This is a genomic window from Spirosoma rhododendri, assembly GCF_012849055.1.
Classification (GTDB): domain Bacteria; phylum Bacteroidota; class Bacteroidia; order Cytophagales; family Spirosomataceae; genus Spirosoma; species Spirosoma rhododendri.
The window spans coordinates 2,158,298-2,180,368 of sequence record NZ_CP051677.1 but is presented as its reverse complement, the minus strand read 5'-3'; the positions used below and the strand labels follow the sequence as shown (position 1 = coordinate 2,180,368).

The window sequence follows — 22,071 nt, the reverse complement described above, 5'->3', positions numbered from 1 at the left end:
TACGCGATTTAGAGCAAGCTTGCTACTTGAAAAGTCCTATTAAGAAACTGATTTCAAGCCAACAAAGTAACGTAGAAAAAGTAACATCATAAAACGGCCCAAACTACGAAAGCGAGACATCGACCTTTCTCGTGGCCGTTGTCCCGCTTTCCATAATTACTGCGCAAGCATTTTTCTTACCTGCACCGTGATACTATGCGCCCTGATCGTTGGTACCAGCGCCGAACAGTTTTTCGCGAATTTTCTGCGTCCGGCCATCCAGCGCCGGGTTTGGCGTGTATTTGTAACGCGACTGAACTGCCGCTGAATCTTTGCCAAGTCCGTATACTTCGGGGTCACCTGCTTTGAACGTCTTACTGACGTCACCAGCCCGGTAATCGGCCTGCCGAACGGTGTTATATTTCTGATAATCACAGGAAGCCAGCGACAATACCGCTCCGACCAGTAATCCAGCACTGAATATGCGTTTCATAGTTACCTGATTGCGACTTGATTCTGCAAAATTACGGAATAGACAAAAGCCAACGGCGTACGGCTGCTTTTTTTTATGGTTGAGTTCCCGACAGCCCGCCACTCTGGAAAGCGAACTATAACTTCTCGATCTCCACCCAGACAAAATCCATCAACTCCCGGATGTACTCAGCCGAAAAGTCGAACGGGACGTTGGCGGCTGCGTAAATGTCGCGGATGGGGGCTTTGTAACCGAGGCTTAGTGCCCGCTTGTAGCCATCCAGTCCAGCCTTGGCATCACGTCGGTAGTTGCGCCAGACACCGATAGCCCCCAACTGAGCAATGCCGTACTCGATGTAATAAAACGGCACTTCGTAGATGTGCAGTTGTCGCTGCCACCAGTATTCCTTGTAGTAGGCAAACCCACTCCAGTCGGTTACGGCATCGGCAAACTCGTCGTAGATACGGACCCACTGCTCACGCCGTTCATCGACGGTATGGGTTGGATGTTCATAAAGCCAATGCTGAAACTTATCGATCGTAGCGACCCAGGGCAGCGTTTCAATAATCGATTCAAGATGCTGCCGCTTGGCTCGGCGCAGGTCATCAGGATTATCGAAGAACACATCCCAATGATCCATCGACAGCAGTTCCATGCTCATCGACGCCAGTTCGGCCACCTCCATCGGTGGGTTGCGGAATGCTTTCAGAGGCAGTTCACGCGTCAGGAACGAATGCACGGCGTGCCCGCCTTCATGGACCATCGTAACCAGATCGCGCAGGGTCGACGTGGCGTTCATGAAAATAAACGGCACGCCAATCTCTTCGAGCGGATAATTATAGCCACCCGGTGCTTTACCCTTCCGCGATTCCAGATCAAGATGGCCCAGTTCGCGCATAATCCGCAGATCATCGCCAAGTTCGCGGTCGAGCCGATCGAAGCAGGCAATGGTTTTGTCGATCAGTTCTTCGCCCGTGGCAAATGGTTTCAGCGGGGGCTTTCCGGCCGTATCGGCCTTGCTGTCCCACGGCCGTAATACCGTTACCTCCGGGTCTTTTGCCGCCAGTTTTTGCTGCCGCTCGTGAGCCAGTCGGGTGAGCAGGGGTACGACAGCATGCGCGACGGACTTATGAAACGCAGCACAATCCTGTGGTGTGTAATCAAACCGGCCGAGAGCGGCAAACATATAGTCGCGGAAGTTGGCAAAGCCAGCATTGACGGCGACCTGATGCCGAAGGTCACGCAGACGGTCGAAGAGTTCATCCAGTACGGCATGATCTTCGTAACGCCGTTGGGCAATTTTCCGCCAGGCCTCCTCCCGAACGGCCCGATCAGTCGATTCCAGCCGTCCGCTTGCTTTCGGGAGCGTCATTTCCTGCCCGTCGATATTAACCGTCATCGCTCCGGCAATGGCCCCATATTTCCGCTCTTCGGTCTGAATATCAGTTTGCAGCGGTACGTTTTCCTCCCGAAAAATAGCGATAGCCTGCTGCATGCCGCGCACCATGATGTCGTAGCCCGCATCGGTCAGCTGACTCAGGTAAGGGCTATCGACCGCCTTCTGATCCAGATCGTTGCCGTAAATAGCGACATGCGGCTGAATGTCAGCGATAAAAAAGTTGAGCCGGTCGACCAGGGCAGGATTGGCGGTGTCGCAGGTCATGCGGATATATCGCCAGGCAAAATCTTCCGATACGTACGACTCCAGTTCGCTGCGGTCCAGCAGCCACTGCTTCAGCTCGTCGGCGTCGTGAATAGGCCGGTCGCGTAGTTCGTCGAAAAACGGTTTTATATCGGCCCATTCGTTCAGATTCAGCGATTCATCGATAAACCGTCTTGGTGGGCGCGTGGGTATGGTCAGTGCTGACATATAACAGGTAAAAACTGGGTCAAACTACGCAGTAAAGAAGCCGCTGACAAACTTTTTTGTTCATCTCTTGCATCTACGAAAAGCATCGTATATGTTTACTACGAAATTATTCGTAGATAGATAATGAAGCCCACGGATGCCGAACTGGAAATCCTGCACGTACTCTGGTCCAATGGCCCCAGTACGGTCCGGCAGGTTCATGACCAACTAAGTCAAAGCCGCGAAATTGGCTACACAACGGCCCTTAAACTCATGCAGATTATGCACGAAAAAGGGTTCGTTTCCCGCGACGATTCGGCCAAAACCCACACCTATACCGCTGCCGTTGGCGAAGACGACACGCAGCGGGGGCTGGTGAGCCGGTTTGTGGAGACCGCCTTTCGGGGATCGGCCTCGAAGCTGGTGATGCAGGTGCTGGGGCAACACAAAGCCTCGCGGGAGGAACTGGACGAGATAAAACGACTTTTAAACCAACTTGACCATGACAACGATTGAGTTTTTGAACAGCCCGGTAGTCCGCGCGTTGGGCTGGACCCTTCTACACGCCGTCTGGCAGGGGTTTGCGCTCGTTTTGCCCACGGCAGTTACGCTTTACCTGCTCCGGCGCGGTTCGAGCAACGCCCGCTACCGACTGGGCCTGGCGGTTCTCGCGGTGCAACTGCTGGTATCCGTCGCCACGTTTGCTTGGTATTATCAGCCAGCGACCGTCGCCAGCCGGTCGGTCCCAGTTACGTTGACGAACCTGACCATTCGTTTGTCGGCTGGCACGCCGTCGCTGTCCTGGTCGCAGCAGGTTCTCCTGTTTCTGGATACACACCTTAGCCAGTTTGTTTGCATCTATCTCGCTGGCTTAACCTTGTTTGGGCTCCGCCTGGCGGGTGGCTGGCTCCAGTTGCATCAGCTTCGTCGGTCGGCAGTAGCCGCTCCGCTCATACAGGAACGGACCATTGTCGAGCGGTTGCGGGTAACGCTGAACGTCCGGGCGCGGGTGCTGGTACGCGAATCGGCACAGGTGGCGGGGCCGCTGATTATTGGCGCCCTGAAGCCTATGCTACTCCTGCCGGTCGGGCTGATAACAGGCCTGAGCAATCGTGAACTGGAAGCAGTACTGGCCCACGAACTGGCCCACATCAAACGATACGATTACGCCGTCAACCTGCTTCAGTCGATTATAGAGGTGCTTTACTTTTTTCATCCAGCTCTGTGGTGGCTGTCGGCGCGGGTGCGGGAAGAACGTGAACACTGCTGCGACGATCTGGCCGTGCAACTCTGTGGCGACAACGGGCGCGCACTAGCGCAGGCATTGGCCCGCATCGAGGAGCGTCGGCTGGAACAGACGCCCGTTCCGACACTGGCAATGGCGTTTGCGGGTCGGCGGCAACTACTGTTACATCGGGTGCAGCGGGTACTTGGCTTATCGACCCGGTCGCTGGTGTCAAACCGGAGCCTGGCAGGGCTTACCCTGACAACCCTCCTACTCATCAGCGCATCGGTCTACGCCGTGCAACAGCCGGAAAAGGCGCAGCAACCGAAGCCGCACGTCACTGTCATCACAAAAATTGACGCACCGAAACCAGTCATAGAAGCGATTTCTCCGGCAATATCCGTTGTCACTGCGTCGCCTAAAATTCGCTTATCGACGAATACCGTTCCAGCAGTCGCTTCGTCTAATCCGGTGGAACGGCCCATTGGGGAAGTGCGCGATTCCATAAAGATTGGTAATGAATGGATCACTATTCAGACCGTGGATGGTTCAAAAATCGCCATGCAGGATACGTCCCGGCTACAGCGGGCACAGCGCCAGCTTGAGCAACTCAGTAATGAACTGACCCAAATCATGGCCGACCGGCAACCGATGATTGATCGGATAAGCAAGGAGATGGAGGACCTGACACTGAAAAACACGGGCAATCAGAAATTTGTGCAGGCTTTACAGGAACGGCAGGCCAAACTGGCTGCGCAACAAGCCACACTTGCTTCGAAACAAGCTGTCTTCGCCCAAAAAACGGTCGTATTACAAGCCGAAATCGCGAAACTCTCGGCGCAGAATTCAGTAAAATCCAGGCAACTGCTTAACCAGAAAATCCGGCAACAAAAGCAGCTCGAAAAGCAAATGGATGCGTTAGGAACCCAAATGGGTAACCTGGGTGGACAAATGGGTGATTTAGGTGGTCAGATGGCGGACCGAGTCGCTCCCTATCAGCAGCGTATAGAAATTCTCGCCGATTCAATAAATAAGCTGGTTGAACCCACATACGCTTTCACGGAGAAAATAGCTGAACTATCGGGCATAATCGCGGAAAATGCTAACCAACAAGCCGAAAAAGCGATGGAAATGGCGAATAAGGCGCTTGAGTTAAACATGAACATGCCGCTCGAGCTAAACGTAGATGCTAGAAGTCCAGCTCGTCGTACACCTCGTAAGCCTGCTCTGCCGAAGTATAGGGTACATCAAGGAACTATTGTTCGACCCGTTCTACCTGCTGCCCCGGCACCTGTAGCCGTTCCCCCACCAGCTATCGAAGCACGTCCGGCAGCACCAGCCAGACCAGCAACGCCACCCAAAGCGATAAAGAGTAGGGTAACTATACCGGCCCCGCCCGCACCGCCGAAGGAGTAGAAACGTAAGGACTCACGTCGCAACAAAAACAAAACAGGCCCCAGATTGACGTTCGGGGCCTGTTTTCGTTAATCAATCTCGATCACCACGTCGCGCCCGACGGGGTGGGCTACGCAGGTCAGTACATAACCCGCTTTCAGTTCGGCATCCGACAGGCCGTCTTCCTCGTCCAGCTTGACCGTGCCCGACGTACACTTACCCAGACAGGCCGTACACATACCCGCCTGACACGAATACGGCAGGTCGATGTCGAGGTCGAGAGCCGCTTCGAGGATGGTCTGATGCGGGGCGACGGCGAACTTGTATTCACTGCCTTCGTACAGTACCGTTACTTCGGGCGAGCCTTCATCACCGGCCGAAATCGGGTCTTCGATCACTTCACCCGCCGGTACAGGGGCCGTGGCAAAGCTTTCTTTGTACACCCGATCGGCGGGGATACCGAGCAGGTTCATGGCCGAACGGGCTTCCGCCATCATCCCGTCGGGACCGCACATGTATACGCTGGCCCCGCGAATGTCTTCGGGCGACAGATCACTGAGCAATTTTGTCAGCGAATGCTGATTCAGCCGTCCTTCCAGCCCTGTCCAGCCCGCCGTTGGCTGACTCAAAACGTGGGTCACCTGAAAGCGCGAGGGGCCGTATGCCTGCTGCATCGCGTCGAGGTGGGCTTTGTAGATAATCGAGTCCTGACTGCGGTTGCCGTACACAAGCCACACCCGGCTGTTCGGCTCGGTATGCAGCATCGACTTCGCCATCGAGAACAGCGGAGTAATTCCGCTACCCGCGCCGATCAATATCAACGTCCGGCGGTTCTGCCCGTCGAGTTTCGGCACAAACGTACCCATCGGCTCCAACGTTTCGATCACATCGCCGGGTTTGATACGGTCGCAGAGATAATTGGAAGCCAGTCCGCCCGGCACCCGTTTCACCGATACGGCCAACGACACGTCGACCTGGGGCGACGATGACATCGAATACGACCGGCGCACTTTCTCGCCGTTAATGGTGAGCAGAAACGTCAGAAACTGACCCGGCTGGTAGCGAATTTCTTCGCTGATGGGGTGCCAGAATGTTATCGTCACGGCGTCGGGCGTTTCCCGAATCACCTGATTTACTTTCAAAAAATACCGATTTGCCATTAGTGTTTTTATTGTTTCAAGTTCAGGGTTCGATATTCAATGCTGGTGGCCCATACTCAGCGACAGTAAACATCAAACCTAAAACCCGCCCACAAAAGTACGTCAGTTCGTGGTTTGGTGGTACTGCACGAGTTGATCGATGGGGGCTTTCAGTACGCAACCCATCGTTAGGCCAGCCTGTTCGACCGCTTGCTTTAGCAGCGGCTGAAAATAGTAGGTAACTGAACCCACAAAGTGAATCGGCCACTCGATCGACTCAGGAAATGGCTGGATGTACGTTTGCAGAAACAGCCGAAAAGCGTCGGTCACCAGGGTTTGAACGGCTGGATGGTGTTGATGCTCGCCAAGAAATGGGGTAAACGAAGCAAAGTACCGGTTGGGGTTCGGCTTTTTGTACGCGTTATCCAGCAGCGTCGGTCGGTCGAGCTGGTAGCGATTTTGAAACAGATCGATCAGGTCGGCAGGCAGCGTTCGTTGAAAAACAGCCCGAACCAGCGTCTTACCCAGATACCCCCCGCTGCCTTCATCGCCCAGCCAAAACCCCAGCGACTGAATGCCGCGCGTGATCTGCGCCCCGTCGTAGCAACAGGCGTTCGCGCCTGTACCCAGGATACAGACAATACCTGCCGAATGGCGCGCTGCCGCCCGCGCAGCCCCCAGCATATCGCTGGCAACGTTCACCGACTCAGCGCCAGGCAATACCGACCACAGCGCCTGCTCAACCAGCCCATTGACCGATGGTCCACTGCACCCGGCTCCGTAAAAAAAGACGCTTGTGATAGCATCGGCAGGCAGATTCGGCAGTAGTTGATTAGCCAGCGTATTCCGAATCTGATCTGTCGTCTGGTAATACGGATTAATACCGTCGGTCTGGCAAGCCGCCACTGTACCGTTGGATGCGATCCAGCGCCAGTCGGTTTTTGTCGAGCCGCTATCGGCAATGAGGAGCATTAGTTGGTTTGTAGTTTGTGGTTCATGGTTTGTAGTTCTCGTGACCACCAACGAACCGTAGTCTAACCCAGGCGCCCGACGACGCGGAATCGGGCGAAAACCGAGTCGGTATGGGGCGCGTCGGTAAGTTCGTCGGTCAGGTCCTGCCCGGCCCAGTGTTCGTAGTGCTGCCCGTTGCGCCAGAGCCGCGACGTCGACACATCGTAGATCAGCCCGGCGTAGGCACACCAGATTTCGTCGCGGTCAGAACCGTTGCGCAGCGCGAGTTGCGACCGGGTAAAAACGGGCAGCATTTCGAGGCTGGAAAGAGGTGCATGCGCCACTTGTTTGATATTAGTCCGTCGGCGGTACATGATTTGTGGGTAACAACAAAATTAGCGTAACTTTAGCCACTTCTGTTTTATGCAACGCTTATTCATGAGAAAGAACGCATTCCTCTCCTTTGTGTCAGTAGTAGCGATCACCGGTGTGCTGCTGGGTTGCGGGGGCGATAAAACCCCACCACTTTCAGAGCGTATCGCCAAAGCCTGGACAGCCCGCGTCGTGACGGAGAACAACACGACGGTCTACACCCGTGGCGGCACCAGCAATGTCCGGCCTACCTACAGTAACTTCAAACTCGACCTGTCGTCGTCCCCAACCGCGCGGTACACGGCTTTTGACGGCAATACATTCGTTGGACAGTATTCGGTGCAGGATAATCCGCAGACACTGACGCTAACCAATCTTCAGCCGTCTCCAACGGGTGTTAACGGCACGATTTCGTTTACTATCACCAGCATTTCCGACACGGAACTGGTACTGACCCGTAACTCCGCCGATCAGAAAACGGGGAATTCGACCAACGTCTACACATTGTCGAATCCGTAAGCTGTCGCAAACCATTTTAAGTACAGGGCCGTTCCCAATCCACGGGAGCGGCTTTTTTGTGTCCGCCGGGCTAGCAGTGGTGCGGTTCTGCCACGCGTAGCCCGTACACACAGACTACGCACGACAAACTAATTTCATGACTGACTTAACTACACTGGGCGAAATTGGCCTGATCGACCGCATCCGGCAGGCAACCCCCGCCCCTACTCACCCGGAAACCGTTCTTGGTATCGGCGACGATGCCGCCGTGTTTGTCTGGGACGACGAAAATTACGGCTTACTGTCAACCGACGTGCTGGTCGAAGGTATTCACTTCGATCTGACGTACGTGCCGCTCAAGCACCTCGGCTACAAAGCCATTACGTTCGCGGTGTCTGACATTGCCGCCATGAACGGCCTACCCATACAGGTAACGGTCGGGCTGAGCCTGAGCAGCCGTTTCCCGGTCGAAGCTATCGATGAATTGTACGAAGGTATTCGGGCGGCCTGCGAAGCCTACAACGTTGATCTGGTCGGGGGCGACACGTCTTCCTCGCGGTCGGGGCTCATTCTGTCAGTGTCAGTACTGGGCAAAGTACCCAAAGACCTGATTACGTACCGGAGCACGGCCCAGCCCAACGACGTGATCTGCGTTACGGGCGATCTGGGCGCGGCTTACCTCGGTCTGCAACTGCTCGAACGTGAGAAGCAGGTATTTCTGGCTGACCCCAACATGCAGCCAAATCTGTCGGAAGAGCGGGCGTATCTGGTACAGCGACAACTCCGCCCCGATGCTCGTACCGACATTGTTCACGAGCTGCGCGACTTGGGGATTCGCCCCACCGCCATGATCGACGTATCGGATGGGCTGGCGTCGGAACTGCTGCACCTGTGCCGTCAGTCCAGAACGGGCGCGGTTCTATTCGATGAGAATCTGCCGATCGACGATCAGACGCATCTGGCAGCCGACGAATTCAAGATAAGCCCGGTTACGGCAGCCCTGAACGGTGGCGAAGACTACGAACTGCTGTTTACGATTCGCCCGCAGGAATACGACAAACTATCGACCAACGCGCGCATCACCGCCATTGGCTACCTCACGGCCGATCCGTCGCAAATCGTGCTGGCAACCAAAGCCGGGCAGCAAACGCCTATCCGGGCGCAGGGCTGGCCGTCGGAGAGTCAGTAGTTCAGCGTACCCGGATGAATCGGGAATAGGCTTCGCTGCTGGGTACGAGTAGCATGGTGTCGCTGCGGAAGCGTAGCGGCTGGCGGGAAAAGGTCGTGGCCCGGTTCGATGTGATATAGAAATTCAGGAACAGGCTGTCGGGGTAAGTGGCGTCGACGCGAAACGCCTGCATCGGAAAATAGTATGACATTTCACTGCCGCTGGCCGTGAGCGTACCGTCGCTGTTGAACGTTATTGTCTGCGCAGGGGTAGTCGGGTAACGCCGAACGGTCAGGAAGCTGGTATCGCGGGTTTGGGTGATGGTATCGATCCTTACAGAATAGACGGAGTCTTTCAGAAACCGGCGTTCCAGCAGCCGCCACGTACCGGCCACCCGCGTATCGGCCGGACCAGTCGACACGGCAGGCAACGGGTTGCAACCTGTCAAACTGCCGAGCAGCAGTAACCCCACCAGTAGTATCAGTTGATTTTTCACAGCCGTGTGCGTCATAATCAGAACTCCGCAAAAATAGAGCCCCACAAACACGAAACGGGTACGGCTGTTAAATCCGTACCCGTTTCGTTTATTTTCTACTGTCAGTGTCAGCCGCTTAGACGAACTCGCCCCCGCGCGCTTTGGCGTCAGCGACGAACACTTTCACCTTCTGCTCATCTTCTTTACGGCAAATCATCAGTACGTTGTCGTATTCAGCGACGATAAACCCGTCGAGACCGTTGATGGCGACCAACCGCTCTTTCGGCGTTTTGATGATGCAGTTCTTCGTGTCGTACAGCAGCACATGACCGTCGATCACGTTCTGATCGTCATTCTTGTCCGATACTTCGTACAACGACTTCCACGTTCCCAGGTCCGACCAGCCAAAATCACTCAACACGACATAAACGTTATCGGCCTTTTCCATAACGCCGTTATCGATCGAGATACTGCCGCATAGCGAGTACGCTTTATCGATGAAGCGGGCTTCACTTTCCTGGTAATAGTCAGTAGCACCTTCTTCAAAAATCTCGGCAGTTTCGGGCAGATACGCTTTGAATGCCTTTAGAATTGCCTGCACATTCCAGACGAAAATACCGGCGTTCCAGACAAACTCACCGCTATCGACAAACTGCTTCGCCAGTTCGAGGTTGGGCTTCTCGGTGAACGTCTTTACCTTCTTGACTACGTTATCGCCTTCTGGCACATACTGGATATACCCATAACCCGTGTCGGGGCGGCTGGGCTGGATACCGAGCGTAACCAGGATATCTTGATCCTTCGTAGCGTCGAGGGCCGTTTGGATGGTGCGCTGAAACTCTTCTTCCTTCAGGATGATATGGTCGGCGGGCGCAACAACGATGTTGGCCTCCGGGTCGCGCTGGGCAATTTTGTAGCAGGCATACGCAATGCAGGGCGCCGTGTTACGAGCGATTGGCTCGCACAGTACCTGCTCGCTCGTCAGTTGCGGCAGTTGTTGCAGACACAGGTCGCGGTAAAGCGAACTGGTTACGATAAAGATGTTTTCGGGTGGACAGATACCGGTGAAGCGGTCGGCCGTTTGCTGAAGCAGCGTACGACCCGTGCCGAGTACGTCGTGAAACTGTTTGGGGTAACTCGTCCGGCTAAATGGCCAGAATCGTGTGCCAACCCCGCCAGCCATGATAATAACATACGTATGATTCATACAGCAATCGAAGTGTAATTGGTGGAGGTAAAGACCAAATACCCGGCAAGTTTACCCCCAATCCACAGGAAAAGGTTTATCCATGCACAGGAAATGATTGAACGGGTAGCCGAAAGTATGTACATAACTTGTACCGGCAATACGTCTACTGATAGTCGCCACCAACAGCGCGCAGGAGCGCTACGGCGTACTGCGCTTCCTGGCTTCGTAGCTGCACAAGCTGCTGCTCTACCGTCAGAATGGTGCGCTGGGCATCAAGCACTTCCAGATACGTTGCCAGCCCACGTATATACAACTCGCGATTGTACCGTTCCGTACGGCGGGCAAGCGATAGTGTCTGCTGTTGCAGGTCGATCTGTTCGCGCAGTAGTGATTGGTTATCCAGCGCTGTCTCGGCGTCGCGCTGTGCCAGTTGCAGAGCCTGCTGGTAGGTCTGCTGATTGGTTTGTGTCTGCTGCCGGGCGAGGGCAATATTCTGGCGGGCCCGATGCCCTTCGTAAAGCGGCACCGACGCATTAACGCCCACAATATACGTGGCGCTGCTGGGCGTGAACCACGGACCAATCCGACCCGACAAAATCCCCGCCGACCCGATCAGCGTCACGCGCGGCTGCGTACTTGCCTGTTGCAACACTACCTGCGCGATAGCGATCTGGTTCTGCCGGGCGTATTGCAGCAGGTCGGGCCGACGCTGCAACTGATCGAGCTGCACAGTCGCGTACGGGTATTGCGGCACCTGACTGGGCAAATTACCGGCGGGAATCTGAAACTGATTGGGGTTCTGTCCGCACAGTTGGGCCAGTCCGTTGACCAGTTCGATCCGGGCGCGCGCCAGTCCCTTCAGCGTTACCTGCAACGTCGCATAATCGGTTTCGGACCGCTGTACGTCGATCTGACTGATAAGGCCCGCCCGGAACCGTTCGCGTAGGATCGCCAGCGTTGAATCACGGGACTGAATGTTACGAACGAAAACACTCTGCTCAGCGTCGTTGCCCCGAATCAGCAAATACGTCCGGGCAATATCAGAAGCCAGCGTCAGCCGGAACGACTGAAAATCGGCGTCGCTGGCCTGCGCCTGCAAGTCGGCGACATTGATCGTGTTTCGAATGCGCTTGAACAGATCCAGTTCGTAACTCGCGTCGATAGGCAGCAGTTGAAACGTGTTCAGCTGAAACCGGGGCAGCAAATCAGCCTGATTCGGCACCGACAGCGGCCGACGCTCCGACAGGCTCTGCGACGTTATAAGGGCCGAACTGCGTATCGACGGCGACAGAAATGACTGAGCTACCCGCACCCGTATACGCGCTTCTTCAACCCGACTCAGCGCAGCCCGCAGGTTGGGGCTATTGTCGAGCCCCAGCTGAATCAGCGATTCGAGCAGTGGATCGCTGAACCGTTTGAAGCCGCTCACTGTCAGCGCAGGAGCCGGTGCATTGGCATCGGGCGACGGGGCGGAACTGATTGCCGTACCGGCGGGGGTCGCAGGCGTGGGCGTCTGTGGCTGAACGGTACCGGGCGAATTAGCGGGAACACTGCCCGGCTGCACCGTTACGGCTCCACCGGGCGCGTTAAGCGGGGTTGTTTGCCCCAGCGACACGAAACTGGTCAGCAGCAAACCGGCGACGAGCCCATATGCGTTTATCATAACAGCTTTTCTTAGTGGTCCTGACCCGTATCGGTCAGCTTCTCAATCTCAACTACGGCGTCCCGGTTGATGGGCCCGTAAATGTGTGGAAACAGCTCGTGGTTGGTGGATACTTCATAACGCAGTTCCGATGTCAGCCTGTCTGTATCGATGTGCAGTAGAAGCAGATCGGGAACGTTCGCGTAGTAGCGGCTCAGCACACCCCCCACCTGACTCCGTTCTGATGCGTGAATAAACCCTTCGGTGTGTAAGCTGGCGGCTTCGTAGGTCGACTGTTTGTCAGCCTTTGCCCAGTCGGCGGCCGTGACAACGTGATAAATGCGGCTCATAGAGATCTGATTCTGTTCCGTATGAAACCATAAACTCATTTACAGATCAGACAGTGTTACAGCTATTACAAAGTAAGCGAAAATAGGCGGAGGTCTAATTGTCTTATTTCAAGGATGATTTGCGCTTATTGATCGGTTTATTTCGTTCCGCAGGGCCATCCAGCCAGCCTAGGCGATGCTTCCCCGCCAGCGATCGTATGCAGTAACCGGGGCAAAGCTATACCTTTGCACTTCCAACAACATACAGTTTTCGTTATGCCTAAGGCTCAAATGAACACCGACAAGGGTACTATGCTGATCGAGTTTTTCGAGAAGGATGCCCCAAAAGCGGTCGATAATTTTATTTCGCTTGCGAAAAAAGGGTTTTATGACGGCGTCGTGTTTCACCGTGTCATCCCCAACTTCATGATTCAGGGTGGCGACCCAACCGGTACGGGTGCGGGTGGTCCGGGCTACACCATCGATTGCGAACTGACTGGCGAAAATCAGCGGCACGATCGGGGTGTACTTTCGATGGCGCACCGGGGCCGCAACACAGGTGGTTCGCAATTTTTCATCTGCCACAACCGGCAGAACACCGCCCACCTGGACCGCAACCACACGGTTTTCGGTAAAGTTGTGGAAGGCGATGACGTGATCGATCAGATCCGGCAGGGCGACAAAATCAACAGCATCACGATCGTTGAAGACTAGTTGATTGGATTGTCCCCGACAGCTTCCAGCTGTCGGAGCCGCTATCGCGGCTGATATGACTCCGACCCGGCTTCGACAGCTGGAAGCTGTCGAGGACAAATAATCGAAACGAAGAAGGCCCCGTCTGCAACAGACGGGGCCTTCTTTGTTTGGTTGGGTATAACCTTAAACGTTGACCTACAAAACTTAAACTATATTAAAAAAACTTCGCCCGGTTGTCTTCAACCTTAGCTGCTTCCTTGATGGCTTCATTGATGTAGAAGCCGGTACGGGCCGCACTGTTTTGCTGAAGCTGCGTTTTGTACATCGTGTAATCGGCGATGGCCGGAGCGGGCGTGATTTGCGTTGGCTCAACGATCAGTACACCGGCTTCGCCCGCGAAGGGCTTCGACCGCTGACCAGCTTTCAGACCAAACGCTTTACCCAGTGCCGTCGGGTCGACGCCCGCGCTACGCAGGAAGCCCGTTGCCAGGTTCACATCGTCGACGGTTTCAACCAGCGCACCAGCGCCGTATTTCTGTGCGATGCTTTCCAGCGAACCACTGGCACTGCCCAGTTTGCTGATGATCTGCTCGCCTTTCAACTGATTGCGAACTTTGGCCGTCAGCTCGTTCTTGTAGTCGCTAACTTTTACGTCGTCTTTAGCCGTCTTGTTCGTCAGCACGGCAATGACGTACTGATCGCCAATTTCAAACGGTTCCGACACATCGCCGACATCGGTTTTGTTGTCGAATGCCCAGCGAACCAGCTGACGGGCATCGGTCAGCGCGTTAACCTGATTGGCACCTTCCGGTACCCGTTCAGCCGTTGCCACAACCAATCCTTTTTCTTCTTTAACCTTGGCGTTGAACTCGTCCTGATTGCCTACACCCGATGCGAACTGATCGGCCTTGCGCAGGGCTTCATCACGAGTCGTCTGGCTGGGAGCAATGCTTTTCCCGATACCAACAATGCGATACAGCTGATTCGTCTTTGGCTGCGTTACCTTGATGATGTGGTAACCAAATTCTGTTTCGATCAGGCGGGGAATCAGACCAGCCGACGTAGCGCCGAATACTGCACTCTCGAACGGCTTTACCATCTTCCCGTCATTTTTAAACGGACCCAGATCGCCACCCAACTGCGCCGAACCGTCGGCACTGTTCTGCTGGGCCAGCACTTCGAAGTTAGCACCGCCCTGAATCTGCTCCAGAATCGCCTGAGCCCGACGACGCGCATCTGCCTTTGCCGAATCGGTCTGCGCCGTTGGGCGAATCAGGATATGGCTGGCGCGAGCCGTATAGCTTGTATCGGTTTTGGTACCGCCGTATTTGTAGATAAAATACGTGTTGCCCTCGCGGAACGGTCCGTAGATACCACCCTGTGCAAACGTCGGGATCGACGCCCGCAGCTGCTCCGGCATTTCACCAGCCGTCATGTAAAGTGGTACACGAACGTCGCTGTTCTGCTGGGCGAACGTTGAATCGCTACCAGCCGCACCCAGACCACGGGCCAGCGTTTTGATCTCTGTATACAGGTTCGCGCTGTCTTCCTTCGAGGGGGCCACCGAGAACGTTACGTACTGCATCGACCGGCTGTTAACACCCGGAAACTCGTCCTTGTGCTTGTCGAGGTAGCTTTGCAGTTCCGAATCGCTCACCTTCACAGTCGTGTCGTTAATCGCGTAGTAGGGCACGAACAGCAGCTTGATATTTGCTTTCGTATTCTGCGCCTGATATTCTTTCTGCGCTTCGGCCATCGTCGTGTAGTTCGACAGCGTCATCAGCCGTTCGTACTTATCACGCAGACGATTTTCGCTGATGCTTTGCTCAAACGATGCCCAGGCAGCCTGCTGCTGTGCGGGCAGGTTACGAATGCCTTTCAGGTAACTGATGATCTGGCTTTTGTCGAAAACACCCGTCTGCGGGTTTGTGAATGCCTGCCGAACGGCGGGGCTGATGTTGTTGCCCTGCACCATATCGAACAGCTCTTCAGGCGATACTTTCAGCCCCAGCTTGTCGAACTGCTCCTGATAAGCAATGTCGAACAACAGCTGATTCCAGGCCTGTTCGCGCAGTTGCGTCATTTCCTGATCGCCGGGAGCGCGGCCTGTTTGCTGCTCATACTGCGCCCGCAACTGATCGACTTTGGCATTAAAGTCCTGCACGTCAATCGATTGCCCGGCAATTTCACCAACTTCCTGCTGATTACCACCAAAGAGGTTTCGGCCGCCGAGCAGATCCCCGCCGACGATAAACAGCAGTAAACTGACGGCGATTACGCCGACAGCTACTCCTGAATGTTCTCTAATCTTATTAATAACAGACATTGCTCTATTATATAGTCAATTTAGCCCGCAAAATAACGCGTTTTTAGACTGTAATACAAGACTATGCCCGGTACGACACCGTTCATATTTTTTCTGTCAACCACCAGACTGTTCAACTTAGTGAGGGCACGGCGACTGTTTCCGATTTGATACACTTTGTGGAGAAAATGACTCAGTCTCTGGTTCTGTACCAAAACAATAAAGCCGGTCACCATACGGTGACCGGCTTTGACTGAGAACGCCTGTTAAGCTGTTCTACTAGTTTCTGTCGAGTTTATCCCCGGCTTTATCGAAAGCGTCGCCAATGTTTTTACCAGCGCGTTTGAAACCCGTTTTCACGTCTTTCCAGGCGGCTGCCGTAGCATTCTGCGCTTTGTCCATATCTTCACCCAGTTCCTTACGCTCTTCTTCCAATTTGGCCATCTGCTCCTTCGACTCTGCCTTCGCTTTGTCGCTCTGCTTGTCCATTTTAGCCTTTAGCTCATCGATTTTCGTGTCGAGCTTATCACGCTGTACCTTCATACCGGCCACAGCCTCATCACGCTCACGCTTGAAATCGTCGCCTACTTCGTCAGCTTTAGCGTCCATCTTGTCGCCAGTAGCTTCCATGTCAGCTTTGGCTTCGGCAGTCGCATCTTTTGTATCAGCCTTAATTGCGTCGCCCGTATTCTCTACCGCGTCTTCCGTGCGCGACTCGTTCTTGTTGTCAGATTTGCACGACTGGGTCAGTGCCAGAGCAGCAACGACCATAACAATACCAGCGGCATTTTTGATCTGTTTGAATACGAGTTGGGTCTTCTTCATTGTAACTGTGTAGTTTGATTTAGCAGTGATGGTACAAACCCTGTGCCACCCCGGTCAGGATCGTAGTTTGATGGCACATCCCACCGCTTTAGTTATTGGCGTGGCAACGGGGCGCCGGGCCAGTAAACTCGTAACGGCGTCGGACACGTACTGCCGCTGCACACCAGATGGGTCCTGTGGGTTATCATCGATGGCCCCCATATATTCCAGCACAAACTGGTCGGCTGCCCGCTTGAGAACAAACGCCTGCGGGGTACGGGTTGCGCCAAACCGACGAGCTACCTGCTGTGATTCATCCATCGTGTAGCTGTACGAATAGTTTTGCTCGGTTGCTCTGCGTTGCATGTTGGCAAACGAGTCCTCTTCATACGCAGCCGGGTCGTTGGCCATAATGGCCAGTACGGGATACCCAAGCGGGGCAAATCGTTGGTTCAGCGCCTGAATACGGTCTTCATACGTGCGCGAAAAAGGGCAGTGATTACTGGTAAAAATGAGGATCACACCTTTCTGCGACCCATAGTCAGTCAACGACACCGGACGACCGTCGGTACCTTTTACGGTAAAATTCGTGATGGCATCACCGAGCGAATAGCCTGACTGGGCGTGAATCCGCCCGGCAAACAGCAGTAAAGTCAACAGAAAGAAGTGGTGGATTCGCCCGGTCATCGTATTCGGTTGGTCAACGTCTGTTAGACAAACAACAGAACCGGAAGATTAGTCCACCCGCATTACTTAGCTACCGTTAGCTACCGGATAACAACCACCCGGCTTATTCGATGACCAGCGGTATCAGCGCGGAGCCAGTACATACCGGGGAGTAGGGAAGCCGGGGTCGTCAGTCGCAGCGTACCGTCGCCATCAATTGCCGTATTGAGCGAATAGACCTGACCAGTTGATGTAAGCAATTGAAAGATGCTATCCGGCAAATTACGCGTGTACACCCGAATGGCCGACTTATCGGTGGGGTTGCCCAGTACGTCGAGTATCGGTTCGCTGTCGGTGGCTGTTGCGGCTGCAATTTTTGAATACGCGCTCCGACCATCAACATCGACCTGCCGGAGCCGGTAGTAATTCGTACCCTCCAGTGGCCACTCGTCCGGGAATCCGTATGTCTGCCGCTGATCTGTCGTTCCCCCGGCGGGTAGTGAGGCTATGGGCGTAAAGTCGGTCAGGTCACGGCTTCGTTCAACATGATACTGACCAGCATTTCGCTCTCCGTTCGTCACCCAGTCCAGCCGAATACCTCGCCCCTGCGGTTTGGCCGTAAACGATACCAGTTCAACGGGCAGCGGCCCCGACCAGCTAAGATGCCCAATCGTGATACCCTGCGCGGTGGGATTAGCGGGTGAATTCGGTCCGCAACCAAACGTGATCGTCACCTTATCGACGTATCCGCCAAAGGCCACGCCCGATGCGGCACTGCCCGGATCGTCGGCGGTGCCGGTCAGGGTGTTGCCGGACACCGTCACGTAAGCCGACGGATTCAGCGAAGGTGCCGAACTGCGCCTGCCAATAGACCCGCTGATGGTTACTTTATCCTGACTATTGGCTCCTTTATCAATGCCGAGCAGCGAAAACGATAACCCTTGTACCCCTTCGGCAAAGGTGACAGTGACCACTTTAGTGTCGCCGGTTGTGGCAAAATTGACCGCCAGTTGTAGCCCCGTACTCACACCTTTGGGCGTGCCCAGCGTAAACGTCTGACTACCGCCCGTACTGGCCACGCTGACGTTTACATCAACCGCCGGATTGCCGATTTGCGCGTACCTGTTGCTGCGGGCACCATCGACCCAGGCCGGAGCCGTCGTATTAAAGTGCAGATCCTGTGCGTTTCCGGGTAGCGCACTAAGCAGGACAAGGCCTGATATACAGGCATATCTAACGAACATTGGCGGGATAGTAAATTCACCCGCAAGTTATAACGTAAACCGGCTTGCCTACAACGACTTAGTACACAAACGTACCAGTTTCGGCCTGAATCGTGACTTGCTTGCCAGCAAACGCTTCTACGCGACCAACGATCTGAGCGTCAATATTAAACGACTGGGCAATGTCGATTACAGCCTGAGCCTGTTCGGGGGCCAGGTAGACTTCGAGTCGGTGGCCCATGTTGAATACCTTGTACATCTCCTGCCAGCTTGTGCCGCTTTCCTGCTGAATCAGCTGGAAAAGGGGCGGAATGGGAAACAGGTTGTCTTTTATGACGTGCAGGTTATCGATGAAGTGCAGCACCTTCGTTTGCGCACCACCGGAGCAGTGCACCATGCCGTGAATATGTGGCCGCAGCTGATCGAGCAGCACCTTCGCCACCGGCGCGTAGGTACGGGTAGGCGACAGAATCAGCTGCCCGACCGTCAGGCCCGTACCATCAACCGGCGTTGTCAGCGACTGCGACCCACTATAGACCAAACTCCGGTCGACGGCGGGGTCGAAGCTTTCGGGATAACGGTCGGCCAGCGCGTGGGCCAGTACATCGTGCCGGGCCGAGGTCAGCCCGTTGCTGCCCATACCGCCGTTGTACGTCGACTCGTAGGTAGCCTGCCCGAAGGATGCTAACCCAACTACTACATCACCCGCCTGAATCCGGTCGTTGCTGATAATCTGGTCGCGACGCATCCGGGCAATCACCGTGCTATCGACAATGACCGTGCGGACCAGATCGCCCACGTCGGCGGTTTCTCCACCCGTGCTGTAGATCTCCATCCCGTGGTCGCGCAGCATCTGCAATACCTCTTCCGTGCCGTTAATCAGTTCGGCAATGACTTCACCCGGAATCAGGTTTTTGTTGCGCCCAATCGTCGACGACAGCAGCATTGGGCCCGTGGCACCCACGCAGATCAGGTCGTCGGTATTCATCACGATAGCATCCTGCGCGATACCCCGCCACACGCTCATATCGCCCGTTTCGCGCCAGTACAGGTACGCCAGCGACGACTTGGTACCGGCCCCGTCTGCGTGCATAATCGTGCAGAAATCCGGGTCACCAGCCAGGGTGTCGGGGACGATTTTGCAGAATGCTTTGGGGAAAAGGCCCTTGTCGAGCCGGGCAATGGCGTTGTGAACGTCTTCTTTGCTGGCGGAGACACCGCGCTGCGCGTATCGATCAGTCATGCCGCAAAGGTAGCGAGAAAAGCCCGACAGGATATGGCCGACCTTGCTGCTCTACTTCAGATTGCGTAACTAATCAAACACAAAGTGCGGAGTTCAGGTATCTAACTAGACGCTTTTTCATCTAATTGAACGTTGAGTATTCATCTGTGCCGGTCTTACATTTCCAGCGTCCAGTCGACAGATTGCACGGCTCGCAAAGGCACGCTTTTTTCTCAAGTTTGGGCTCCGGCCAACGGGGTAAACCTAGAGCTAGGGACAGCTTGGTAAACGAGCGGGTTTCGGTCAACAAGCCGCACCTTCCGGCTAGGCAATCCTGACTATTTTTACCCCATGCAAACCGGCCCTTACATTTCCCTACTATCTGATTACGGCTTCAAAGCCACTTTTGGCAATGAAACTGACATTCTATTTTTACGTACAGCTCTGCAAGCTCTTATCAAATCCGACATCCATATCCGACAGGTGCATTTTGATAAAAACGCCTTTGAATCCCTAACTGTCGACAGTCGCAGTGGCATTTTTGATCTAGCTTGCACCGATGAGAACGGCAGCCAATTCATTGTTGAAATGCAGTTGGGAGTGGCCCCTCACTTCATCCAGCGCATGAAGTTCTATGCCCTGCACAAGTTCAATACCGTTGTGGAGCGGGGTGCCTTCGATTATGCCAATCTACCTAAGATTTATGCCATCGCTATTCTGGCCAAGAATATCCTACCCACCGAGTCGTTTCACACCTTAGCCAATCTGCGAAGCGAAACCGGTGAAATCATTGACAGCCAACTTACGTTTATCACTGTGGAATTGGCTAAGTTTGATAAGGCAGTAACCGAGATAAAGACTGATTTAGACAAGCTGGTTTATACTATGAAAACGCTTCACACCACCGAGCCTACTCAGTACCCGTCTTTCTGGAATGAGGAATGGCTTAAGCGAGCGATTGACGAGTTAGACACCCGCAAGATGAGTCCAGAAGAGCGGGCTTACTTTGCTCGTGTGACAGCGGCCAACGCCGAAGCGGTCAATGCGGAAAAACAACGAATTGAAGAAGCAGAGGCCCGTAGAGAAAGCTTAGTAAAAAGTGAAACAGTGAAAAACCTATTAAGCTTAGGCATTTTAACTATCACTCAGATAGCGCAAACCGTTGGCGTAAGTGAAGATTTTGTGCGCAATCTCTCCAGCAACAGGTAGCAGGCCGCAATGGCAGGTTTAACAGCCCAACCGGGCTCGCCACGGCATTACATCTCCCGAATTGAGAACGGCAAGTCTGATATTCAGCTAGAAACGCTGAACAAGATTGTGCAACTGGGAATTGGCAAACAATTACGGTTCGATATCGCCTAATTTATTCGCTATAGGTCAGGCCGATTTCCTGCCGGACGGTGTCGAGCAGGGTCATTAGGTTCTGGCTGTCGGTGAGCGACCAGACGGGGCTTTCGGTCAGGCCCTGCGCCAGACAATCCATCACGTGTTGGGCTTCGTAGTCGTAGCCGTGGGTGCCACGCTCGATACGAATCGTTTCGGATTCGTGGCCAGTGCGCGTCAGCGTTAAGGCATCAGTTTCGTGCCAGCGGGAATGAATGCGAATTTGCCCGGTCGTGCCCTGCACATACGCTTCACAGGGCGTCTTTGCCCGTAATGTGCTGTCGAGCATGCCCAGCTCGCCGTTCGGATAGGTCAGCACCATGCCGCACTGTTCATCAACGCCCGTTTGCCCGAAAATCGCGCTGGCTTTTACCTGCTCTGGCATACCCAGCATTAGGTACGAGAAAAACAGCGGGTAGATACCGATATCGAGCAGAGAGCCGCCCCCAAGCTGTTTGTTGTAGAGCCGACCATCGGGCTGAAAATCGGCGGCAAAACCAAAATCGGCCCTTACGCCCGTTACGGTACCGATGGCTCCATCGTCGACCAGGGCTTTGGCGCGCTGCAAAACCGGCATGAACCGGCTCCAGAGGGCTTCCATCAGAAACACCTGTTTCGATCGTGCCAGATCGACCATCTCGGCTACCTGCGCGCCGTTCATGGCAAACGGCTTTTCGCCCAGCACCGCGATACCTTTGTTAAGCAGTAGCAGGGCGTTTTCGTGGTGCAGTACGTGCGGAGTCGCCACGTACACCACATCCAGATCGGGCAACGTCAGCAAAGCCTCGTAACTACCCAACGCGTGCTCAGCCCCGTACTGCCGGGCAAATTCATCCGCCCGGTCCTGATCCGACGAAGCGACAGCGTACAATTGTGCATCGGGCAGGGTTAAGAGGTCCTGCACGAATTTATGGGCGATACGGCCCGGGCCCAAAATTCCCCAGCGAGTCATGTGTCGAGTTTAATGTTTGTGGTTTAAAGTACAAGGTTCCGACGAATTAACATTGACCATTAAACGATAAACCTTGAACCTGCCAAGGGCCGAATGTGGGCTTTTTTTCCTACGTTGCGGGCTGTACCAACGTGTTT

At 54.6% G+C, this 22,071-nt stretch carries 21 protein-coding genes; 6 read left to right on the top strand and 15 right to left on the bottom strand.

Features of this window, described 5'->3' with window-relative positions; translation table 11 throughout:
* Positions 1-193: 193 nt before the first annotated feature.
* Positions 194-472, bottom strand: a complete 279-nt coding sequence (locus HH216_RS09190) for a hypothetical protein (RefSeq protein WP_169550549.1) — start codon at positions 470-472, stop codon at positions 194-196.
* Positions 473-587: 115 nt separating this feature from the next.
* The gene (locus tag HH216_RS09185) at positions 588-2,321 is read right to left on the bottom strand and encodes a M3 family oligoendopeptidase (protein WP_169550548.1); all 1,734 of its coding nucleotides are present in this window, start codon (positions 2,319-2,321) and stop codon (positions 588-590) included.
* A 123-nt stretch (positions 2,322-2,444) separates the two neighbouring features.
* On the opposite strand from HH216_RS09185, the gene HH216_RS09180 reads away from it, so the two are divergent.
* Positions 2,445-2,816: a BlaI/MecI/CopY family transcriptional regulator gene (locus HH216_RS09180; protein WP_169550547.1), complete on the top strand. Its 372-nt coding sequence runs from the start codon at positions 2,445-2,447 to the stop codon at positions 2,814-2,816.
* Entirely contained in the window at positions 2,803-4,941 is a 2,139-nt protein-coding gene (locus tag HH216_RS09175; RefSeq protein ID WP_169550546.1) for a M56 family metallopeptidase, read from the top strand. Before HH216_RS09180 ends, HH216_RS09175 begins: the two co-directional genes overlap by 14 nt.
* Positions 4,942-5,009: 68 nt before the next feature.
* Here the strand turns inward: HH216_RS09175 and HH216_RS09170 are convergent, their stop codons facing one another.
* The 3 genes from HH216_RS09170 to HH216_RS09160 all read right to left on the bottom strand — a co-directional run bounded on the left by HH216_RS09170 (position 5,010) and on the right by HH216_RS09160 (position 7,324).
* Positions 5,010-6,080 carry a ferredoxin--NADP reductase gene (locus HH216_RS09170; protein WP_169550545.1) on the bottom strand — a complete coding sequence of 357 codons (1,071 nt, stop codon included), beginning with the start codon at positions 6,078-6,080 and terminating at the stop codon, positions 5,010-5,012.
* A 102-nt stretch (positions 6,081-6,182) separates the two neighbouring features.
* A complete protein-coding gene (locus HH216_RS09165; protein WP_169550544.1) occupies positions 6,183-7,031 on the bottom strand; it encodes an N-acetylglucosamine kinase in 849 nt (282 codons plus the stop codon).
* Between the two features lie 62 nt (positions 7,032-7,093).
* Complete coding sequence (locus tag HH216_RS09160; protein WP_169550543.1) at positions 7,094-7,324, bottom strand: cytochrome b5 domain-containing protein; 231 nt, start codon at positions 7,322-7,324, stop codon at positions 7,094-7,096.
* Between the two features lie 124 nt (positions 7,325-7,448).
* On the opposite strand from HH216_RS09160, the gene HH216_RS09155 reads away from it, so the two are divergent.
* Entirely contained in the window at positions 7,449-7,901 is a 453-nt protein-coding gene (locus HH216_RS09155) for a hypothetical protein (protein WP_169550542.1), read from the top strand.
* 136 nt (positions 7,902-8,037) lie between these two features.
* Positions 8,038-9,069, top strand: a complete 1,032-nt coding sequence (gene thiL / locus HH216_RS09150) for a thiamine-phosphate kinase (protein ID WP_169550541.1) — start codon at positions 8,038-8,040, stop codon at positions 9,067-9,069.
* Between the two features lies 1 nt (position 9,070).
* Here the strand turns inward: thiL and HH216_RS09145 are convergent, their stop codons facing one another.
* From HH216_RS09145 to HH216_RS09130, 4 genes are all read right to left on the bottom strand, one after another.
* Positions 9,071-9,544 (bottom strand): hypothetical protein, encoded by a 474-nt coding sequence (locus HH216_RS09145; RefSeq protein ID WP_169550540.1) that lies wholly within the window; start codon positions 9,542-9,544, stop codon positions 9,071-9,073.
* A gap of 115 nt (positions 9,545-9,659) precedes the next feature.
* Positions 9,660-10,730 carry a mannose-1-phosphate guanylyltransferase gene (locus tag HH216_RS09140; RefSeq protein ID WP_169550539.1) on the bottom strand — a complete coding sequence of 357 codons (1,071 nt, stop codon included), beginning with the start codon at positions 10,728-10,730 and terminating at the stop codon, positions 9,660-9,662.
* A gap of 145 nt (positions 10,731-10,875) precedes the next feature.
* Positions 10,876-12,375, bottom strand: a complete 1,500-nt coding sequence (locus HH216_RS09135) for an efflux transporter outer membrane subunit (RefSeq protein WP_169550538.1) — start codon at positions 12,373-12,375, stop codon at positions 10,876-10,878.
* A gap of 11 nt (positions 12,376-12,386) precedes the next feature.
* Positions 12,387-12,704, bottom strand: a complete 318-nt coding sequence (locus HH216_RS09130) for a DUF952 domain-containing protein (protein WP_169550537.1) — start codon at positions 12,702-12,704, stop codon at positions 12,387-12,389.
* 255 nt (positions 12,705-12,959) lie between these two features.
* Here HH216_RS09130 and HH216_RS09125 point away from each other — a divergent pair, with 255 nt between their 5' ends.
* The gene (locus tag HH216_RS09125) at positions 12,960-13,397 is read left to right on the top strand and encodes a peptidylprolyl isomerase (RefSeq protein WP_169550536.1); all 438 of its coding nucleotides are present in this window, start codon (positions 12,960-12,962) and stop codon (positions 13,395-13,397) included.
* Between the two features lie 196 nt (positions 13,398-13,593).
* Here the strand turns inward: HH216_RS09125 and HH216_RS09120 are convergent, their stop codons facing one another.
* The 5 genes from HH216_RS09120 to HH216_RS09100 all read right to left on the bottom strand — a co-directional run bounded on the left by HH216_RS09120 (position 13,594) and on the right by HH216_RS09100 (position 19,620).
* On the bottom strand, positions 13,594-15,705 hold the full coding sequence (locus HH216_RS09120) for a peptidylprolyl isomerase (protein ID WP_169550535.1): 2,112 nt from the start codon (positions 15,703-15,705) through the stop codon (positions 13,594-13,596).
* A gap of 258 nt (positions 15,706-15,963) precedes the next feature.
* Positions 15,964-16,509, bottom strand: a complete 546-nt coding sequence (locus tag HH216_RS09115) for a sll1863 family stress response protein (RefSeq protein ID WP_169550534.1) — start codon at positions 16,507-16,509, stop codon at positions 15,964-15,966.
* Positions 16,510-16,563: 54 nt separating this feature from the next.
* The gene (locus HH216_RS09110) at positions 16,564-17,175 is read right to left on the bottom strand and encodes a thioredoxin family protein (protein WP_169550533.1); all 612 of its coding nucleotides are present in this window, start codon (positions 17,173-17,175) and stop codon (positions 16,564-16,566) included.
* A gap of 80 nt (positions 17,176-17,255) precedes the next feature.
* Positions 17,256-18,398: a T9SS type A sorting domain-containing protein gene (locus tag HH216_RS09105; RefSeq protein ID WP_169550532.1), complete on the bottom strand. Its 1,143-nt coding sequence runs from the start codon at positions 18,396-18,398 to the stop codon at positions 17,256-17,258.
* A 58-nt stretch (positions 18,399-18,456) separates the two neighbouring features.
* Positions 18,457-19,620 carry an AIR synthase related protein gene (locus HH216_RS09100; RefSeq protein WP_169550531.1) on the bottom strand — a complete coding sequence of 388 codons (1,164 nt, stop codon included), beginning with the start codon at positions 19,618-19,620 and terminating at the stop codon, positions 18,457-18,459.
* A 330-nt stretch (positions 19,621-19,950) separates the two neighbouring features.
* Between HH216_RS09100 and HH216_RS09095 the strand changes: the two genes are divergently transcribed.
* Entirely contained in the window at positions 19,951-20,808 is an 858-nt protein-coding gene (locus tag HH216_RS09095) for an Rpn family recombination-promoting nuclease/putative transposase (protein ID WP_169550530.1), read from the top strand.
* 154 nt (positions 20,809-20,962) lie between these two features.
* Here the strand turns inward: HH216_RS09095 and HH216_RS09090 are convergent, their stop codons facing one another.
* Positions 20,963-21,934 carry a Gfo/Idh/MocA family protein gene (locus HH216_RS09090; RefSeq protein ID WP_169550529.1) on the bottom strand — a complete coding sequence of 324 codons (972 nt, stop codon included), beginning with the start codon at positions 21,932-21,934 and terminating at the stop codon, positions 20,963-20,965.
* Between the last annotated feature and the right edge of the window lie 137 nt (positions 21,935-22,071).